This is a genomic window from Nocardiopsis sp. NPDC055551 (assembly GCF_053619415.1).
In genome coordinates this window covers 281,944-298,932 of sequence record NZ_JBSHJJ010000002.1, presented here as the reverse complement: position 1 = coordinate 298,932, position 16,989 = coordinate 281,944, and the positions used below count along the sequence as shown (strand labels likewise).

Here is a 16,989-nt window from a genome sequence, read left to right as displayed (position 1 = left end):
AACCACCCGCCCGGCTCCTCGAAGGCCGAGGAGTCGGGCGGGGAACCGTTCTTCCCGTTCCCCGCCCGACTCAACCTCGCGAACCGAACGACTCACCCCCGAAGGTTCCACCGCTGACCCAGGTCCGGTTCAGTGAACCACGGGGGGTTACCCGTTCGGGCGCCGTCAGGGTTCTGGAGGTGCCGGCGGTGGGATAGCACGCTTTTCCGCTATCCCACCAAGGCGCCGAAGGTTCCTGACTCCCAGGCGCCCGAACACGCCAAAGCGAAGCGGAGGCGCTAAAAAACACCGCCTAGTAACCGAGGCCCGTACCGGATTCCACGTCCGCGCCGGGGATGTCCACCGGCAGCGCACCCGAAGGTTCGACCTCTCCGGCGATGACCCTGGCGGCGGCCGTTCGGGAGACCTCCACCGCCGAATACAGGGCGAGGTAGCCCTCGACCTCGGGAATGACCTCCAGGTCGTAGGGGCCGCCCTGGGACACGGCCACGACCGGTGTGCCCGCGCCCTGCGCCGAAGAGACCAGGCCCTGTTGCTCGGTGGAGCCGCGGGCGCCCTCGGTACCCACCACGAGCACGTCCTCGCCGCTGTCCACGACCTCCAGGCCCGTGTCGGACAGGGCCGGGGCCAGGCTTTCGGAACCCACCCCCGCCACCCGCACCTTGGTGCCCCGTGCGAGGGGCAGGAGGTCGTTCTCGTTCCGCACCAGGGTCACCGAGGCCTCGGCCACCCGACGGGCGGCCTCGGCGTGCTCGGGGTCCTCCATGACCGCGGTGGCCGCGGCCGGGTCGACCGGATCGGCCTCCAGGATTCCGCGCTTCTCCTTGAGCGTCAGCACCCGCAGCACCGACTCGTCGACGCGTTCCTCGCTCAGCCGACCGCTCTCCACGGCCTCGCGAATCGCGGAGAGCGCGGCGCTCGGGTCCGGCGGCATCAGGAGTTGGTCCACACCCGCCTCGATCACGCGAACCGCGACCTCCCCGTCGTCGTGACGCTGACGCACGCCCTCCATGTTGAGGGCGTCGGTGGTGACCACACCGTCGTAGCCGAGTTCCTCCCGCAGGATCCCGTCGATGATCGACGGTGAGATCGTCGCGGGATCGGGGTCCTCGGAACCGTCCAGCTGCGGCATGAGCACGTGGGCGGTCATGATCGAGTCCACCCCCGCCTCCACCGCGGCCCGGAACGGCGGCAGGTGCTCGGCCTCCCACTGATCCCGGGGCAGGTCGATGACGGGCAGACCGGTGTGGCTGTCCACGTCGGTGTCGCCGTGCCCGGGGAAGTGTTTGGCCACCGGCACCACACCGCTCTCGGCGTAGGCGCCGGCCTCGGCCAGCACCATCTCGGCGACCTTGTCCGGGTCGGAACCGAACGAACGGTTGCCGATCACCGGGTTGTTCGGGTCGGTATTGACGTCGGCGTCCGGGGCGTAGTTGAGGTTGATGCCCACCGCGGCCAGCTCGGTGGCGGTGGTGGTGGCGCGCAGGGCCGCGAGTTCGGTGTCACCGGTGGCCCCGACCGCCATCGCGTCGGGGAAGTGCGTGCCCACGGGCATGCGTACGACCCGGCCCTGCTCCTGGTCGATGCCGAGGAACAGGGGAACCCCCTGCCCCTGTTCGGCGGCCAGTTCCTGAACCCCGACGGACAGCTCGGCGATCTGTTCGGCGTCGCTCAGGTTCGCGTCGAAGTAGATGAGCCCGCCGGGGTTGTAGGACTCGATGAGCGTGGCGTTCTCCGCGGCCGTGGTGCCCTGGGCGGTGAGGACCATCAGCTGGCCGATCTTCTCGTCCAGGTCCATTCCGGCCAGGAGTTCGGGTGCAAGGACCGGCTCGAAGGGCTCGGCCGAGGCTTCCGGTGACTGTTCGTTCTCTCCGGGCGAGGTTCCCACCTCCTCGGGTGTCGTGGTGCAGGCGGTCATCATCAGGGCGAGGCCTGCGCAGACCGGGGCCAGGGCGTGCGGTTTCATGTGGGGTGTCATCTCCGGCGGTTCGCTTGGTGCGGCCGGAGAATACCCTGTCGGGTTCGGTGGGCGGGGTCACCCCGCCGGTGGCTCGGTTATGGCCTCGGCTCCGTCGAGGGCGTTCGGGTGGTCGGGTGTTCAGGGCCGGACCGGGTCCGGGGTCCACGCGAAGAGCTCGTCGCCGGCGGTGACGGCGCCACTCGCGTGCCCGCTCAGGGCGTCGCTGCCGGCGTCGAGTGCCACCACCGGGACCACGGAGGGTCTGCCCAGGGAGGCGACCAGCCCCGGCGACCACTCGATCACCGGAGTGCCCGCCGTGACCTCGGCGCCCTCCGAGACGAGGAGGGTGAACCCCTCCCCCGCGAGTTGCACGGTGTCGATGCCCAGGTGGACCAGGACACCGTGTCTGTCGTCCGGGGCCATGACCACGAAGGCGTGGGGGTGGAGCTTGACCAGGGTCCCGGATATGGGCGCCACCGCCTCCTGCCGGGACTCCTGACCGCCCTCCTGGCCGGGTTCGGGGTGTACGGCCAGCCCGGGGCCGACCATGCTCTGTGAGAAGACCGGGTCGGGCACGGTCTCCAGGGACATCGCCGTTCCGGTGACGGGGGAGAGTACGCGCAGCGCACTGGTGTGGTCTGACATGGGGGAGATCTTCCCTACGGACGCGACTTAATCCAGGATCACATCGACCAAAAGGGCCGAAGGGCCCGCGTTCTCTCCCCCACCCCGTCCCGGAACCCTCCGGCGGTCGCCCCGACGGCCGTTCCGGCACTCTGACCGGGGGTTACTCCAGCAGGTCCTGGATGTCGTCGGTGAGGCTGTCGGCCTCGGGTCCGACGACGACCTGGACGACCCTGCCCGAGACCAGCACCCCGTGCGCGCCGGCGGCCTTCAGGGCCTCCTCCTTCACCAGCCCCGGGTCGGCGACCTCGGTGCGCAATCGGGTGATGCAGGCCTCGATGTCCTCGATGTTGGCGGCTCCGCCCAGCCCGGCGACGATCGCCTCAGCCTTGTCGGCCATGTACCCTCCGCGCTCTGTTCTCGCGTGTCCGACGGACACGTCCACGAATCCCAACCGAGCTTAGAAGGTGATGGACCGCACACGCCAGGGTCGACGCCGACCGGTGCCCGGCGAAGGTCCCGGGGCACCGGTCGACGAGGACGGTCGGCGTGGGTCAGTCGGCGGGGTCCTTGCCGGCCCCGGCGGCCCCGGCGGCCCCTCCGTCCTCCCCCGTTCCACTCGAACCGGCGCGGTTCTCCTCGTCGGCGGCCGAGGTGGTGTGCGCGGCGACGTTCTCCTCCGGTTCGGCCTCCCTGCCCGGGGTGGGGATGTTCAGCTTCTTGATCAGCAGGTAGAAGATCCCGAAGTAGACCAGGAAGTACAGCACCCCGAACAACAGCAGGATCCCCAGACCCTCCGTATTTCCCTTGGTGGCGTTGAGCAACAGGTCGATCAGACCCGCGGAGAAGCCGAAGCCCAGTTGCACGTCCAGCGCGTTCAGCACGGCCATGGAGACACCGGTGAGCACGATGTGCACACCGAACAGCACCGGGGCCACGAAGATGAACGCGAACTCCACCGGTTCGGTGATGCCCGTGGCGAACGCGGTCAGCGCGGCCGGGATCATGATCGAACCGATCTGGGCCCGGCGGGCCGGGGACGCCGCCAACCACATGGCCAAGGCGGCACCCGGAAGACCGAACATCAGCACGGGGAAGAACCCGGACAGCAGGCCGCCGGCGTCGGGGTCCCCGGCGAAGTACCGGGTGATCTCACCGTGGGAGACGCTACCGTCCTCGGCCGTGTAACTGCCCGAGACGAACCAGATGAACGAGTTCACCACGTGGTGCAGGCCCATCGGCAACAGGATGCGGTTGATGATCCCGTAGACGCCGGCACCCAGCGCGCCCGCGCCGATGATGGTCTCACCGAGGTTTTGGATCCACATCCCCACGATCGGCCAGATCAGACCCAGGGCCACACCCATGAGCAGACCGACCAGGGCCGTGACGATGGGCACGAAGCGCCGGCCGCCGAAGAAACCGAGCCAGGTGGGCAGCTTGATCCGGTGGTAGCGCTGCCAGAGCACGGCGGCGAGCAGACCGATGACGATCCCGCCGAGTACGTCGGTGGGGTTCTTGATCGCGTGGTCGATCGCCGGAGCGACCGCGTTGACCGTCTCGGGATCGGTGACGGGTTCCCGGGTGACCGGATCGATCGGGAGCGGATAGGAGGTGACCTGGGAACCGAGGTCGCCCTGGGGCCCGTCGAACGTGGCCATCGTCCAGGTCGCGACCCGGTCGAAGACCAGGTAGCCCACGACCGCGGCCAGCGCGGTGGAGCCGTCGGCGCGCTTGGCGAAACCGATCGCCACCCCGATGGCGAAGAGCAGCGGCAGCGCCTGGAAGATGGCGTCACCGGCGGTGCCCACGGCTCCGGAGACCGGGTTCATCCAGGACATGCCCGGCAGTCCGCCCAGACCGTCGGCGCCGAGCAGGTCGTCCTGGCCCAGGCGGAGCAGGATCGCGGCGGCGGGCAGGACCGCGATCGGCATCATCAGGCTGCGGCCGAGCCGTTGGAGGACGGCCAGCGCGGACGAACCGCGCCCACCTCCTCCACCGGTACCACCGGATGGTTTCGGTGAGGTATTGGCTGCTTTCGGGTCCGACATGGCGGGGGGCCTCCCTTGGCGGTGCGCCGATGGGCGCGGGGGTGTCAGTCTCCGTGCCGGCGCGGGTCCAGCCTGGAGTGCAGCTGGTAACGGTCGGCACGGTAGGTGGACAGTGCCAGTTCCACGCACTGTCCCTTGGAGAAGCTGCGGCGCTGCATGATCAGCACCGGGCTTCCAGCGGGCAGACCGAGGAGACGGGAGTCGGCCGAGTCGCAGATCCCGGCCTCGATGGTCTGTTCCCCGGAATCCAACAGGATGTCGAACTCGTTTTCCAGGACCTCGTAGAGGGATCTCTCGGCGAGGTCGTGGTCCTCCAGTCCCGGCACCATCGCGGCCGGGATGTTGGAGCGCTCCACCGCCATGGGTTCGTCGTCGGCGGTGCGCATGCGTTCGATGTGGTGGACGAGGGTGCCGGGTGCGATGTCGAGCATGCGCGCGGTGTGACCGCTGGCCGGGATGACCTGGCGGATGAGCTCACGGGCGCCCGGTTCATAACCGCGCGCCCGCATGTCCTCGCTATAGGAGGCCAGGACCAGGGACATCTCGATCTTGGGGCGGGCGACGAAGGTGCCCTTGCCGGGAACCCGGTAGATCTTGCCCTCGGCGACCAGGAGGTCGATGGTCTGGCGCACCGTCATCCGGGACAGGCCGTAGTCCACGCTGAGCTCGCGCTCGGAGGGGATCATGTCGTCCACACCCAGCCCCGCCGACGTGATCCGGTCCAGCAGCAGTTCGCGCAGCTGCACGTACTTCGGCATGGGATTGGTGGGATCGATCGACATGGGCGACCTTCTGTTCTGCGGTCGGGGTCGGGGTGGGGACGACCCTAGTGCCGTGTCGGCCGAGGTTCATCCCATCGCGGCGTTCGGCAGGGCGCCTCTCCGCTTTGGCGGAAAACCCACGTGGGAACCACCATGAGGGCTTCCCGCCGCCTTGCGACGCACCATCCTGAACGCCACTCCGTAACGGGCGAACCCCGACCGACGCGGCATTAGCGCGCGACCCGCCCTTACATTCGGGCTTCTCAGGGCAATTCGGCTGCGACTGGTATAGTCCGGACTAGACCATAGCCTCCGACTCCATGTCAATCCTCTGCCGACGACGTCGAGGCGAGCGTGGAACCACGGGCTCCCCGCCGTTCACCGACCTTCGGCGCGGCACCCGACGCCCGTCCAGGGCGACCCGTACACACCCTGGGAAGGTTGTTGCACATGACCACCACGACGAGCACGATGCGAGCGGAGATCGCCGAGCAGCCCGACGCTCTACGCCGCACCTTCGCCGAACTCCTCCCCCTGCGCGGGGAGATCGAGGCACTGGGCCGTCGCACCAAACACGTCCTCTTCATCGCACGAGGGTCCTCGGACAACGCCGCCGTCTACGGTGGTTACCTGCTCCAGGCCCACACCGGCCGGCTGGCCACCCTCGGCTCTCCGTCCATCGCGACCGAGTACGGGGCGAAGGTCGACCTGTCCGACGTCCTGGCGGTGGCCATCTCCCAGTCCGGCAAGACCGAGGAGATCGTCGAGACCATGCGCTGGGCCGCGAGTTGCGGCGCCCGGACCCTGGCCGTCACCAACGGCGCCGACTCGACTCTGGCCGACGAGGCCGACGTCGCCCTGGTCACCCGGGCGGGGAACGAGCTCTCGGTACCCGCCACCAAGACCTACAACTCCCAGCTGGCCGCTCTCGCGGTACTGGCTCTGGGATTGGGCGCCGACCTGGACCCCGGCGAACTCGACCTGGTCCCCCAGGGCATCGAGGAGACCCTCGCCGCGCCCACGGACGTCCTGGAGGAGATCGTCGAACGGATGGTCGCGGTGCGGGGCGCCGTGATCTCCGGACGCGGCATGGTCTACTCCACGGCCCTGGAGACCGCCCTGAAGCTCAAGGAGGCCTGCTACCTCCACGCGATGGGGATGTCCTACGCGGACCTGCTGCACGGACCCATCGCGGTCCTGGACCCGCGCACCCCGGCGGTCCTGGTCGCCTCACCCACCGGGCCGACCCTGCGGGGCACGGTCTCCCTGGCGGAGAAGGCACGCGCGGTCGGTGCCCCGGTGTTCGGCATCGGCGGTGGCAAGGCGTTGGCCGCCGCCAGTGACCTGTCCATCCCCGCCCCGGACGTGCCCGAGTGGGTTTCGCCGATGAACCTCATCGTTCCCGCCCAGTTGCTCACCGAGCACCTGGCCCGCCGTCTCGGCCACGACCCCGACGTCCCCCGCGGGCTCAACAAGGTCACCCAGACCTCCTAGGATCGCCCGGACACGCGCGTGGGCGCGGCCCCCGAGGGGACCGCGCCCACGCGCTCTTCGGTCAGGGAACCACCGGCTACTTGGCCGAGGCGTCCCCGTGGCACTTCTTGAACTTCTTGCCGGAGCCGCAGGGGCAGGGCGCGTTGCGCGCGGTGCCCGCGTACTCGTCGTTGGCCTCGCTGTGCCGTTCGACGGTGCCGTCCTCGCTGGGAGCCGAGTACTGCAACCGGCTGGGTCGGTCCTCGCCGAAGCCGGGAACCACCACGTCCTCGGCCGGAACCTCGGTGTCGGGGGCCTTGACCTCGGCGGCCTCCTCGTCCTCCGCCACCGCGGTGGCGACGGCGGTCGCGCTCGCGGTCCCCCCGCCGACCTTCGCGGCGGTCTGCGCGGCGGCGGTGGTGGTGAGGCTCGGCTCGGCCTTCTTCTGCACCTGGACCTCGACGTTGAAGAGGAAGCCGACCGACTCCTCCTTGATGGCCTCCAGCATCTGCTGGAACATGTCGAAGCCCTCGCGCTGGAACTCGATCAGCGGGTTGCGCTGAGCCATCGCGCGCAGGCCGATGCCCTCCTGGAGGTAGTCCATCTCGTAGAGGTGCTCACGCCACTTGCGGTCCATCACCTGGAGGATGACGCGGCGCTCGACCTCGCGCATGGCCTCCTCGCCCAGCTCGGACTCGCGGATCTCGTAGGCCGCCTTGGCGTCCTCGACGATGCCGTCGGCGATGAGCTCGGTGGTCAGCGTGTGGACGTCACCGTTCTGCTCGACGAACTCGTCGACGGTGAAACTGATCGGGTAGACCTGCTTGAACGCCCGCCAGAGCTTGTCGAGGTCCCACTCGTCGGCGTCGCCACGGGCGGTCTCCTCGGTGACATAGCCGCGGAGCACCTCCTCCAGCATCTCGATGACCTGCTCGCGCAGGTCCTGGCCTTCCAGGACCTTGCGACGCTCGGCGTAGATCACCTTGCGCTGGCGGTTGAGGACCTCGTCGTACTTGAGGACGTTCTTTCGGATCTCGAAGTTCTGCGACTCGACCTGGCCCTGAGCGGAGGCGATCGCCTTGCTCACCATGCCGGACTCGATCGGCTGGTCGTCCGGGATGTTCAGCTGGTTCATGAACACCTCCAGACGGCTGGAGTTGAACAGGCGCAGCAGGTCGTCCTGGAGGGACAGGTAGAAGCGGGACATGCCCGGGTCACCCTGACGGCCGGAACGACCACGGAGCTGGTTGTCGATCCGGCGCGACTCGTGGCGCTCGGTGCCCAGCACGTACAGACCGCCGGCCTCGACGACCTTCTCGTGCTCCTCCTCGAACTCGGCCTTGGCCTTCTCCAGGGCGTCCGGCCAGGCCTCCTCGTATTCCTCCGGGGTCTCCAGCGGGCTCAGGCCACGGTTCTGGAGCTCCTCGTCGGCGAGGAAGTCGGGGTTGCCTCCGAGCATGATGTCGGTACCGCGACCGGCCATGTTCGTGGCGACGGTGACGCCGCCGAGCTTGCCGGCCCGGGCGATGATCGAGGCCTCACGGGCGTGGTTCTTCGCGTTGAGGACCTCGTGCGGGACGCCTTCGCGCTTGAGCATCCGGGACAGCAGCTCGGACTTCTCCACGCTGGTGGTACCGACGAGGACGGGCTGGCCCTCCTCGTGACGCTCGGCGATGTCCTCGGCCAAGGCCTGGAACTTGGCGTCCTCGTGCTTGTAGACGACGTCCTTGACGTCCTCACGGATCATCGGCTTGTTGGTGGGGATGGGCACCACGCCGACGCCGTAGGTCTGGGTGAACTCCGCCGCCTCGGTCTGGGCGGTACCGGTCATGCCGGCGAGCTTCTCGTAGAGGCGGAAGTAGTTCTGGAGCGTGACCTTGGCGAGAGTCTGGTTCTCGTCCTTGATCTTGACGCGCTCCTTGGCCTCGATGGCCTGGTGCATGCCCTCGTTGTAGCGGCGTCCCGCCAGGACACGGCCGGTGAACTCGTCGACGATGAGCACCTCACCGTCCTTGACGATGTACTCCTTGTCCTTGCGGTACAACTCCTTGGCCTTGAGGGAGTTGTTGAGGAAGCTGATCAGCGGGGTGTTGACGGCCTCGTAGAGGTTGTCGATGCCCAGCCAGTCCTCGACCTTGGCCACACCGGACTCGGTGATGCCGACGGTGCGCTTCTTCTCGTCGACCTCGTAGTCCTCCTCCGCCTTCAGGCGGGGAGCGATCTTGGCGAACTCGGAGTACCAACGGGAGTTCTGCTCGGAGGGGCCGCTGATGATGAGCGGGGTCCGCGCCTCGTCGATGAGGATGGAGTCGACCTCGTCGACCAGGGCGAAGTAGTGCTCGCGCTGGACCGTGTCCTTGAGCGACAGCGCCATGTTGTCGCGCAGGTAGTCGAAACCGAACTCGTTGTTGGTTCCGTAGGTGATGTCGGCCTTGTAGGCGTTGCGGCGGGCCTCCGCGCTCATCTGCGGGCCCACCACGTCGACCTCCAGCCCCAGGAACTGGTAGATGCGGCCCAGGTTCTGGGCGTCGCGTCGGGCGAGGTAGTCGTTGGTGGTGATGACGTGGGCGCCCTTGCCGGCCAAGGCGTTGAGGTACACCGCGAGGCTTCCGGTCAGGGTCTTGCCCTCACCGGTCTTCATCTCGGCGATGTTGCCCAGGTGCAGGGCGGCCGCGCCCATGACCTGAACGTCGAAGGCGCGTTGGCCCAAGGTGCGCTTGGCCGCCTCGCGAACCGTCGCGAAGGCCTCCGGGAGCAGGTCGTCCAGGGACTCCCCGTCCTCGTAGCGGTCCTTGTACTCCTGGGTCAGGGCGCGCAGCTCGTCATCACTCAGATCGACGAAGTCGTCCTCAAGGAGGTTGACCTGATCTTTGTACTTATTGAGCCGGCGCAGGATCTTTCCTTCACCCGCGCGCAGGAGCTTGTCGAGTATGCCTGGCACTTCCTATGCGCTCCTCGCAGATCGCGGTCGTCTCCACTTTCGGTGGAGGGTCAGATCTTGGCCCGCTGACCGCACTCGTTTTCTCGTGGGAGGTCAGGGAGAACCCTGGGTCCTCGGGCCTACATCCTAGAGGAACCCGACCGGCTCCCCGTCCTATCGACAAACGAGTTGGACGGGGGTGGATGTTCCCGCCATTTTGATGATGTTCGTGCAGACTCGCGCATTTCTTCGGGTAGTGCAACGGGTACAGGGTGTTCCGAACGCGATTTCGTGCTCACACGTTCCGCGCGACGACGCCCGACCGGAAAGGCACCACCGAGGGAGGAGCCATGCGAGCCGGCAGGAAGCACGAAGGGGCCACGGCCCGAGACTTCGAGGACGAGCGTCCGCCCGGGCCTCGAACCCCGGCCGACGCGATCGAGTCCGCGATCGAGAACCCGCACGGGAGACGTCCCCGCCCCTCCGAGGAGGACGATCCCGCGCTCGCCTGGGAGCGGCACCACCCCGGTGACGACGAACAGAGACGCCGGGGACGCATCCGGGGGTTCCAGCGCCAAGGCGGCTCGCTGGCGCCGAGCAGCGGTCACCGTGGCAGCGCGGCCTCATGGATCGTCGTGGCGCTCGCCTGCGTGGGCTTCGCCCTGGGCGGCCTGGCGATCGTCCTGGGCGGGTCCCCGTGGCTGTTGGTGGTGGGCGGTCTGCTGATGCTGGCCGCGCTGGTGGTGGCGGTGTCCTGCGACATCCTCTCCGACGTGGTGCTGGATCCGCCGCGCGTGGAGTCGGAGGAACCACACCAGACGCCGCTGCACCGCATCAAGCAGTCCACCGAGGAAGAGCGAACCGAGGGTTCCGAGGGTTAGGGGAGCGAAGGCCGGCCCCGGCCGCTTCAGAGGTCCGGCGAGGGGCCACCACCGGACCTTCCCCGCAGGAACGCGGCGGGCCCGGACGGGCCCGCCGCGACCGCTACGTCCTCACCTCCGGCGTGTTCGGATCCGAGGGCGAGGCCACGATTGCGCTAGTCGACCAGTCGCAGGACTCCGTAGTTGAAGCCCTTCCGGCGGTAGACGACGCTCGGGGTGTCCTTGACCTCGTCGTGGAAGAGGTAGAAGTCGTGGCCGATCAGCTCCATCTCCATCAACGCCTGGTCGATACTCATCGGCTTGGCCCGGTGGAACTTCTCCCGCACGATCACGGGAACGTCCCCTTGGGTGTCGAGTTCGACGAACTCGTCGGAGAAGCGGCCGTCGACCTCGACGCCGTCGATCTCCTCGTCCCCGCTGCGGCGGGCAGGGGGCGCCGTTCCACCGGTCGGGGCGAGTGAGGGCAGGTCTCCTGGGAGGTCGGCGGTCGCGGCCGCCACGGAGACGGGAGTGCGGTTGCCGCGGTGGACCTTGCGGCGGTCCGCGGACTTGCGCAGACGGGCCTCGACCTTGTCGAGGGCGAGGTCGAGGGCTCCATGGCGGTCCACGGAGGCGGCCTCGCTCCTGATGACCGGGCCGTCGGAGTGGATGGTCAGTTCAACCCGCTCGCGGACGTCGGCGAGCTTGGGGTTGCGCTCCTGGGACACCTCCACATCGACGCTCATGCCCTTGCGCTCCCACTTGGAGAGCCTGTCGAGCTTGGTCTCGACATGCTGTCGGAACTTCTCACTCACACCGGTGCGTCGACCCTTGACGATGATGTCCATAGGACCCCCTTCATCGCATGGCCGTCGTGAAGGCGACGGCCAGGCTGGTTCTACTCCCTCCCCGGGTAGGGAGGGGTGTGACGCGTCGACCCCCTTCCGTCGGCGGCGCGAGCCGGTGCACGGCCCGCTTGAAAGTGCGTATACCCATCAGGGACAGGGTCATCACCCGCCCCAAGGACATGATTGCCCGGAGCCGGTGAGCTGCGAATAAGGACCTTCCACGGGTTTAGGACATGTCCGGGCAAGTCGCCTGAATCGGTCATGAGAACCCGCGGTGGGAAAGGTGCGCGGACCCCGGTGAAGTACCCGACACGAACGTCGGTACGGTCGGGACGAAGGATGTCGGAAACGACGGGACGACCGCGATCGCGGGACGCCGCGAGGATCGCGAGAAAGCCGTCCCGGTCCTGGGAACGGTAGGGGGCCCACGCCCACGGGATCTTCACCCCGGACACGTCGGACCCCCGCACGTCGGCATGCCACCCGTCCGGCCGACCTGGTCTTCGTCCCCACATCCGCCTGCTGAGAGTGTCGCCGCTCTTGATCGCGACTACTGCTCTTCTCCCTGTCATGAGGGACATCGGGACCCTCCGCGGGGCAGGGCTTACCTCTAAGGCGCACCGTGATCGGTCGACGAAAAGTCGCCTTACGTGGGCCGTTTCGCCTGCGCCTGGCATCGGCTTGCCGGAGGAGCTCCCCGGTTTTCCCGGAGGCTCAGAGATTCCGACGCAACCACGGACCCGGACGGGTGCCATACCTGGACCGTAACCTGTCCGGGCCCGTATGTCAGGTGGAGAACCGGCCCTCGACCCACCCCTCAGGCCCGCAAAGCCTTACAGAAAGGCATCTTTCGCCTGTTCAGGGGGGTTTGTAAAACCTTGGTCCTCGAACATTGCCCGCGCCCGAAGTCGGCCGCTCCGACGCCCGTCCCCGCTCCGCCAGCACGACCGCGCCCAGGACCCGGGCGCCCTCCGCCCGCAGGACTCGGGCCGCCTCCGTGAGCGTCGCCCCGGTGGTGAGGACGTCGTCCACGATCACGACCGATCGGCCGGCCGGTTCGACCCGCCCACCGTGTTCGAGTCGGGCGAGTGGGCGGGCCGTGAACACCCCGGCCCGGTTGGTCAGGCGTTGTGCCCGCCCCAGTCCCACCTGAGGTCCGACCGGGCGCCGGTACGCGAGGACGGGTGCCGTTCCGGCCGCCCCGGAGGGGCCCGCGCCGCGGACGCACTCCCGCGTCAGCCGCGCCACCCGACCGCTTCCCGCTCTGGTGCCCCAGCGGCCCGGGACCGGAACGAGCAGCACGTCCGGACCGGCACGACCCGAGGCCCACAGTGTCCTGGCGAGTCTCTCCCCCAGCACACCGGCCAGCCGCCCGTCACCGTGTTCCTTGTAGGCGAGCAGGACCCGACGTTCCCGCCCCGCGTGCCCGCCCGCCGCCCAGGTCGGTGGGCATCCCCTCCGTGGCACGCAGGGGCGCGGCCTCTGGGCGAGCAACGTCCGGCAGTCGGGGCACAGCGGGCCGTGGGGCGCGGAGCAGCCCGCGCAGCGCTGTGGCAGTAGGAGGTCGAGAAGTGCGGTGAGGAGGGCCGACAGGTGGTGCACGAGCCCGGACGACAGGCCCGGTAGCCACCCCCGTGAGGGTGCGCCGTCTTGGTCCATGCCCTCAAGGGTGCGGGACCGGGCACCGCTCCACCAGTGCCGACTTCGAACCTGTGGACAACTCGGCGCCCCACCGCCGTCGGGCCATGCGCGTTCGTCTGTTCGGTGGGTCAGCCCGGGAAGGTGGGCGCCCCGCCCTCGACGACGTTCTGCCAGTTCAGCGGGTCATTGGAGGCCCAGATGTTGCCGTCGTCGGAACCGGCGAGCAAGGGCTGTCCGGGCGCTCCGGAGATGGTGACCATGCCCGCGGCGGGGGTGCCCGCGCTGGCCGCGGGGGTGCCGCCGTCCAGCGCCACCAGCATCGCCTGGTGCGTGCCACCGTCCCTGCTGCCCAACACCACCAACTGGTCGCTGGAGCGCCAGGCGACCGCGGTGACGTCCTCCAGCTCCTGGGCGAGGGTGATGAACTCGCCCACGGAGACCTGACCGTCGCGGTCGTCGACCACCCGGCCGACCTTGAGCGCTCGTTCACCGTCCTGTTCGGTGATGACCACCGCGCGCGCACCGTCCCGGGAGATCCGGAAACTCACCAGGGAGTGATCGCGCAAGCCGCTCACCTGGGCGCGGACGACCTCGTCGCCGTCACGGAGCATCCACAGGGCGCTGTCACCCGGTTCGGGCGGTTCCTCGGCTCCCGATCCGCTGAGGTTCGGGTCCCCTTCGGGCTCCCGACCCGCGCCCTCCTCTTCGTCCTCGCCCTCTTCGTCCTCATCCTTGGTCTCCTCCACCACCCAGAGGTTGTTGTCGATGTCCCAGGACAGGTCGGTGAACAGACCCTCGTCGAGGACCTCCTGGGTCTGGGCTCCCGGATTGGCGAGGCTGGTGACGACCTCGCTCCCGCCGAGGGTGATGCCGGCGATGGTGCTCTGGTCGAGCGAGACCGCGAACCGGTCCAGCGTCTGGTCACCGCGGCCGAGCGGGCCGGGGACCGGTTCGGCGTCGCCGAAGTTCTCGGCGGTCCAGTCGGAGGCCGACCACAGCTGCCCCTCGTGGGTGTAGTAGCCGCGGATGTCGGAGGAGGTCGCCCCGGGACTCACCCTGGCCCACAGGTCGCTGCCGGGGCGCGGCCGATCGGCGCTCTCCCCGTCGGAATCGGGGAAGGCGACCTCTTCGCCGTTGACCTTGAGGGTGAACTCCTGGACCTCGGGCAGTTGGCGCAGCGTCCAGGCGATCTGGGCCGCCATGTCGTACTCGTCGATCTCGGCGACGCCGCTGACGTTGATCACCGCGTGCTGGGCGTCGACCTCCAGCCGGGTGGTGGCCTCCTCGGGGAACGCGGAGGACACCGCGGGCGCGAGCCAGTCGGTGGGGCCGGCGATGAGCTTGCGGAGCAGCCGCTCGGCCGGCTGGTCCGGGCTCACCGGCAGGTAGACCGGGTCTGGGACCAGGGCCGTGCGCTCGGCGTTGAAGTAGTAGAGGTTGAACGGTCGATGGGTGCGTTCGATGTCGAGCGCGCTCAGCAGCAGTTCGTCCGGCAGGTCCTGGATCCGCCACTCGCCCTCGGGGTCGCCGTCCTCCCGGGCCAGGGTGAACGTCTCCTCCAGGAGGGTGGCCGAGGACTGGGTGGGGACGTACTTGCCGCTCTCGTCGATGGTCGCCACCAGGTTGCTGCGCACCAGGACGCGGGCGGTGAGGCCGTCGTTGCTGATCTCGGCGTCGAAGTCGGCGGCGTCGAGGTCGTTGAACACGCTCACGCCGCCGTCGGGGGACCACGTCCCAGCGGTCTCGGGCAGCATGTAGCTGCGCGCCGCCTTGTGGTCCTCCTCGAAGCTGCCCATGTCCTTGAGGAATCCGTCGACCAGACCCTCGGGGGCCACTCCGGGCTGTGGGCCGGCGGGCAGCAGCCGCACGTAGCCGTCATAGGGGTCGCCGGAGACGTCGCCGCCCTCGCCGGGGACCACCGGGCCGGTCATGGGGACGGTGGCGCACGCCGCGAGCGTCACGCAGGCGAGCGCGGCGGCTCCCAGGCTCCGTGTGGCCCGGGACGACCACCGCGGGGCCCTCACGCCCGGTTGTGGCGTCCTCGGGGACCACGCGACCGTTCGTGCCTTCTGGCTCACGGTGCCTCCTCGTCTTCGGTGCCACCGCGCACCTTGGCGGACGTTTCACCCGGGGCGGTGAAGTTGTTACGGCCCAAGGCGATCTCCGGTGGTACCAGCGGCAGCGGAGAACCGCGCAGTTCGGTGCCGGAGCGTCGAGGCAGGGACAACCGGAACTGGGATCCCTGGCCGGGCATGCCCCACGCCTGGAGCCAACCGCCGTGCAGGGTGGCGTCCTCCTTGGCGATGGGCAGTCCGAGGCCGGTGCCTCCGGTGGTGCGCACCCGGGAGTAGTCGGCCCGCCAGAAGCGGTCGAAGCACAGGTGCTCCTCCCCCTCCTTGAGGCCCACACCGTAGTCGCGCACGGCCACGGCGATGGCGTCACGGTCGCCGGCGGCGGCGACCACGACGTCGCGGCCCTCGCTGTGCTCGATGGCGTTGACCACCAGGTTGCGCAGAATGCGGTTGATCCGTCGGGTGTCGAACTCGGCCATGCAGGGTTCGGCGGGCAGTCGCAGGATCACCTTGATCCCACGGCGTTCGGCGATCTGCTCGGCGTCGCCGACCGCCTTCATCACCGAGTCCCGGATGTCGGAGGACTCGATTCCCAGGGTGGCCGCTCCCGCGTCGTGTCGGCTGATCTCCAACAGGTCCGAGAGCAGTTCCTCGAAGCGTTCCACCTGGCTCTGGAGGAGTTCCACGGAACGTCGGTGGGAGCCGTCGAGCTCCTCTCGATCGTCGAAGAGCAGGTCACCGGCCATGCGGATGGTGGTGAGCGGGGTGCGCAGTTCGTGCGAGACGTCGGAGACGAACTGCCGCTGCACCTTGGACAGCTCCTCCAGCTCCTGGATCTTCTCCTGGAGGTTGCCCGCCATGTCGTTGAAGGACATCGAGAGCCGGGCGATGTCGTCCTCGCCCCGCACGGTCATGCGTTCGGAGAGGTCGCCCGAGGCGAGTCGTTCGGCCGACTGCGCCGCGGAGCGAACCGGGGCGACCACCATGCGGGTGACCATGAACGCGATGAACCCGAGGAGGACCACGAGCAGGACGCCGACGAGCGCGACCGTGTTCTGGACCAGGTCCAGGATCTCCTGCTCGTGTTGGAGCGGGAACACGTAGTAGAGCTCGTAGGCGTGGGTGAGTTGGGCTCCCACGACCAGCGCGGGTTCGACGGAGCCGTCCTCGGTCTCGATCCGCGTGTACGTGTGGTACTGCTGGTCGGGCACTTCGGAGTGGCGGACCTGTTCGACCAGGCGTTCGGGCACGCTCTCGTTGACGGTGTCCTCGTCGACGGTCGCCCAGCCTCGTTCGTCGCTGACCGAGGGCAGCACGATGACGCCGTACAGCCCGGTCTCACCGCTGCGGCTGGTCAGCTCGCGCGCGATGTTGTTGAGCAGGCGGTCGCGGTCGCTGGTCTCGTTCTCCTGCAGTTCCGCCACGGCGTAGCTGAGGCCGGCGCGGTGGTCGTTGACCGCCCCGTTCACCTTGGCCTCCAATAGTCCGCCGCGGACCTCGGAGATGAGGACGTAGCTCAGTCCCACCAGGACGAGCAGGGACAGGACCAGGGTCGTACTGATGACCCGCAGGTACAGCGAACGGCGCCAGTTGGTGTGCGCCCCGCGCACCAGTGCGCGCGCGGCGTGCTGGGCGAGGAGGTAGGCGCGGGTCAGGCCCGAGTTGGATTCGCTCGGGGCGTCCTCGGACGCGGGCAGCCCTGAGGAGGGGACCGGCCGTTCCCCTTCGGGGTCGGCCTGCCGCCCCTCCTCGGGTTCGGACACGGTCATGGGGTTCTCG

At 68.8% G+C, this 16,989-nt stretch carries 12 protein-coding genes; 2 read left to right on the top strand and 10 right to left on the bottom strand.

All coding sequences use genetic code 11. From position 1 onward, the window contains the following. Positions 1–292: 292 nt before the first annotated feature. The 5 genes from ACWGSK_RS05160 to ACWGSK_RS05140 form a co-directional block, all read right to left on the bottom strand. Positions 293–1,966 (bottom strand): glycoside hydrolase family 3 protein, encoded by a 1,674-nt coding sequence (locus ACWGSK_RS05160; protein WP_452455263.1) that lies wholly within the window; start codon positions 1,964–1,966, stop codon positions 293–295. A gap of 132 nt (positions 1,967–2,098) precedes the next feature. Then, positions 2,099–2,605: a PTS sugar transporter subunit IIA gene (locus ACWGSK_RS05155; protein ID WP_358503275.1), complete on the bottom strand. Its 507-nt coding sequence runs from the start codon at positions 2,603–2,605 to the stop codon at positions 2,099–2,101. Positions 2,606–2,747: 142 nt separating this feature from the next. Then, positions 2,748–2,984: a glucose PTS transporter subunit EIIB gene (locus ACWGSK_RS05150; protein ID WP_067607352.1), complete on the bottom strand. Its 237-nt coding sequence runs from the start codon at positions 2,982–2,984 to the stop codon at positions 2,748–2,750. Positions 2,985–3,138: 154 nt separating this feature from the next. Further along, positions 3,139–4,635, bottom strand: coding sequence for a PTS transporter subunit EIIC (locus ACWGSK_RS05145; protein WP_358503278.1), 1,497 nt, complete (start codon positions 4,633–4,635; stop codon positions 3,139–3,141). Between the two features lie 44 nt (positions 4,636–4,679). Beyond that, positions 4,680–5,417, bottom strand: a complete 738-nt coding sequence (locus ACWGSK_RS05140) for a GntR family transcriptional regulator (protein WP_358503281.1) — start codon at positions 5,415–5,417, stop codon at positions 4,680–4,682. Between the two features lie 429 nt (positions 5,418–5,846). On the opposite strand from ACWGSK_RS05140, the gene ACWGSK_RS05135 reads away from it, so the two are divergent. Next, positions 5,847–6,890 carry an SIS domain-containing protein gene (locus tag ACWGSK_RS05135; RefSeq protein WP_358503284.1) on the top strand — a complete coding sequence of 348 codons (1,044 nt, stop codon included), beginning with the start codon at positions 5,847–5,849 and terminating at the stop codon, positions 6,888–6,890. Positions 6,891–6,966: 76 nt separating this feature from the next. On the opposite strand, the gene secA is transcribed toward ACWGSK_RS05135, so the two are convergent. Continuing rightward, positions 6,967–9,810 carry a preprotein translocase subunit SecA gene (gene secA, locus ACWGSK_RS05130; RefSeq protein WP_452455262.1) on the bottom strand — a complete coding sequence of 948 codons (2,844 nt, stop codon included), beginning with the start codon at positions 9,808–9,810 and terminating at the stop codon, positions 6,967–6,969. Positions 9,811–10,139: 329 nt separating this feature from the next. Here secA and ACWGSK_RS05125 point away from each other — a divergent pair, with 329 nt between their 5' ends. Continuing rightward, positions 10,140–10,670: a hypothetical protein gene (locus ACWGSK_RS05125; protein ID WP_452455261.1), complete on the top strand. Its 531-nt coding sequence runs from the start codon at positions 10,140–10,142 to the stop codon at positions 10,668–10,670. Positions 10,671–10,825: 155 nt separating this feature from the next. Here ACWGSK_RS05125 and hpf read toward each other — a convergent pair whose 3' ends face one another. The 4 genes from hpf to mtrB all read right to left on the bottom strand — a co-directional run bounded on the left by hpf (position 10,826) and on the right by mtrB (position 16,979). Continuing rightward, on the bottom strand, positions 10,826–11,497 hold the full coding sequence (gene hpf, locus ACWGSK_RS05120; protein ID WP_358503293.1) for a ribosome hibernation-promoting factor, HPF/YfiA family: 672 nt from the start codon (positions 11,495–11,497) through the stop codon (positions 10,826–10,828). 858 nt (positions 11,498–12,355) lie between these two features. Beyond that, a complete protein-coding gene (locus ACWGSK_RS05115; protein ID WP_358503296.1) occupies positions 12,356–13,156 on the bottom strand; it encodes a ComF family protein in 801 nt (266 codons plus the stop codon). A 110-nt stretch (positions 13,157–13,266) separates the two neighbouring features. After that, positions 13,267–15,162 (bottom strand): LpqB family beta-propeller domain-containing protein, encoded by a 1,896-nt coding sequence (locus ACWGSK_RS05110; RefSeq protein ID WP_358503299.1) that lies wholly within the window; start codon positions 15,160–15,162, stop codon positions 13,267–13,269. A 50-nt stretch (positions 15,163–15,212) separates the two neighbouring features. After that, complete coding sequence (gene mtrB / locus ACWGSK_RS05105) at positions 15,213–16,979, bottom strand: MtrAB system histidine kinase MtrB (RefSeq protein WP_358503302.1); 1,767 nt, start codon at positions 16,977–16,979, stop codon at positions 15,213–15,215. Between the last annotated feature and the right edge of the window lie 10 nt (positions 16,980–16,989).

Bases quoted from the DNA above. Each gene is read 5' to 3' on its own strand.
- mtrB (WP_358503302.1), bottom strand. From the start codon at position 16,979: ATGACCGTGTCCGAACCCGAGGAGGGGCGGCAGGCCGACCCCGAAGGG.
- ACWGSK_RS05115 (WP_358503296.1), bottom strand. From the start codon at position 13,156: ATGGACCAAGACGGCGCACCCTCACGGGGGTGGCTACCGGGCCTGTCG.
- ACWGSK_RS05125 (WP_452455261.1), top strand. From the start codon at position 10,140: ATGCGAGCCGGCAGGAAGCACGAAGGGGCCACGGCCCGAGACTTCGAG.
- ACWGSK_RS05150 (WP_067607352.1), bottom strand. From the start codon at position 2,984: ATGGCCGACAAGGCTGAGGCGATCGTCGCCGGGCTGGGCGGAGCCGCC.
- ACWGSK_RS05135 (WP_358503284.1), top strand. From the start codon at position 5,847: ATGACCACCACGACGAGCACGATGCGAGCGGAGATCGCCGAGCAGCCC.
- ACWGSK_RS05140 (WP_358503281.1), bottom strand. From the start codon at position 5,417: ATGTCGATCGATCCCACCAATCCCATGCCGAAGTACGTGCAGCTGCGC.
- ACWGSK_RS05145 (WP_358503278.1), bottom strand. From the start codon at position 4,635: ATGTCGGACCCGAAAGCAGCCAATACCTCACCGAAACCATCCGGTGGT.
- hpf (WP_358503293.1), bottom strand. From the start codon at position 11,497: ATGGACATCATCGTCAAGGGTCGACGCACCGGTGTGAGTGAGAAGTTC.
- ACWGSK_RS05155 (WP_358503275.1), bottom strand. From the start codon at position 2,605: ATGTCAGACCACACCAGTGCGCTGCGCGTACTCTCCCCCGTCACCGGA.
- ACWGSK_RS05160 (WP_452455263.1), bottom strand. From the start codon at position 1,966: ATGAAACCGCACGCCCTGGCCCCGGTCTGCGCAGGCCTCGCCCTGATG.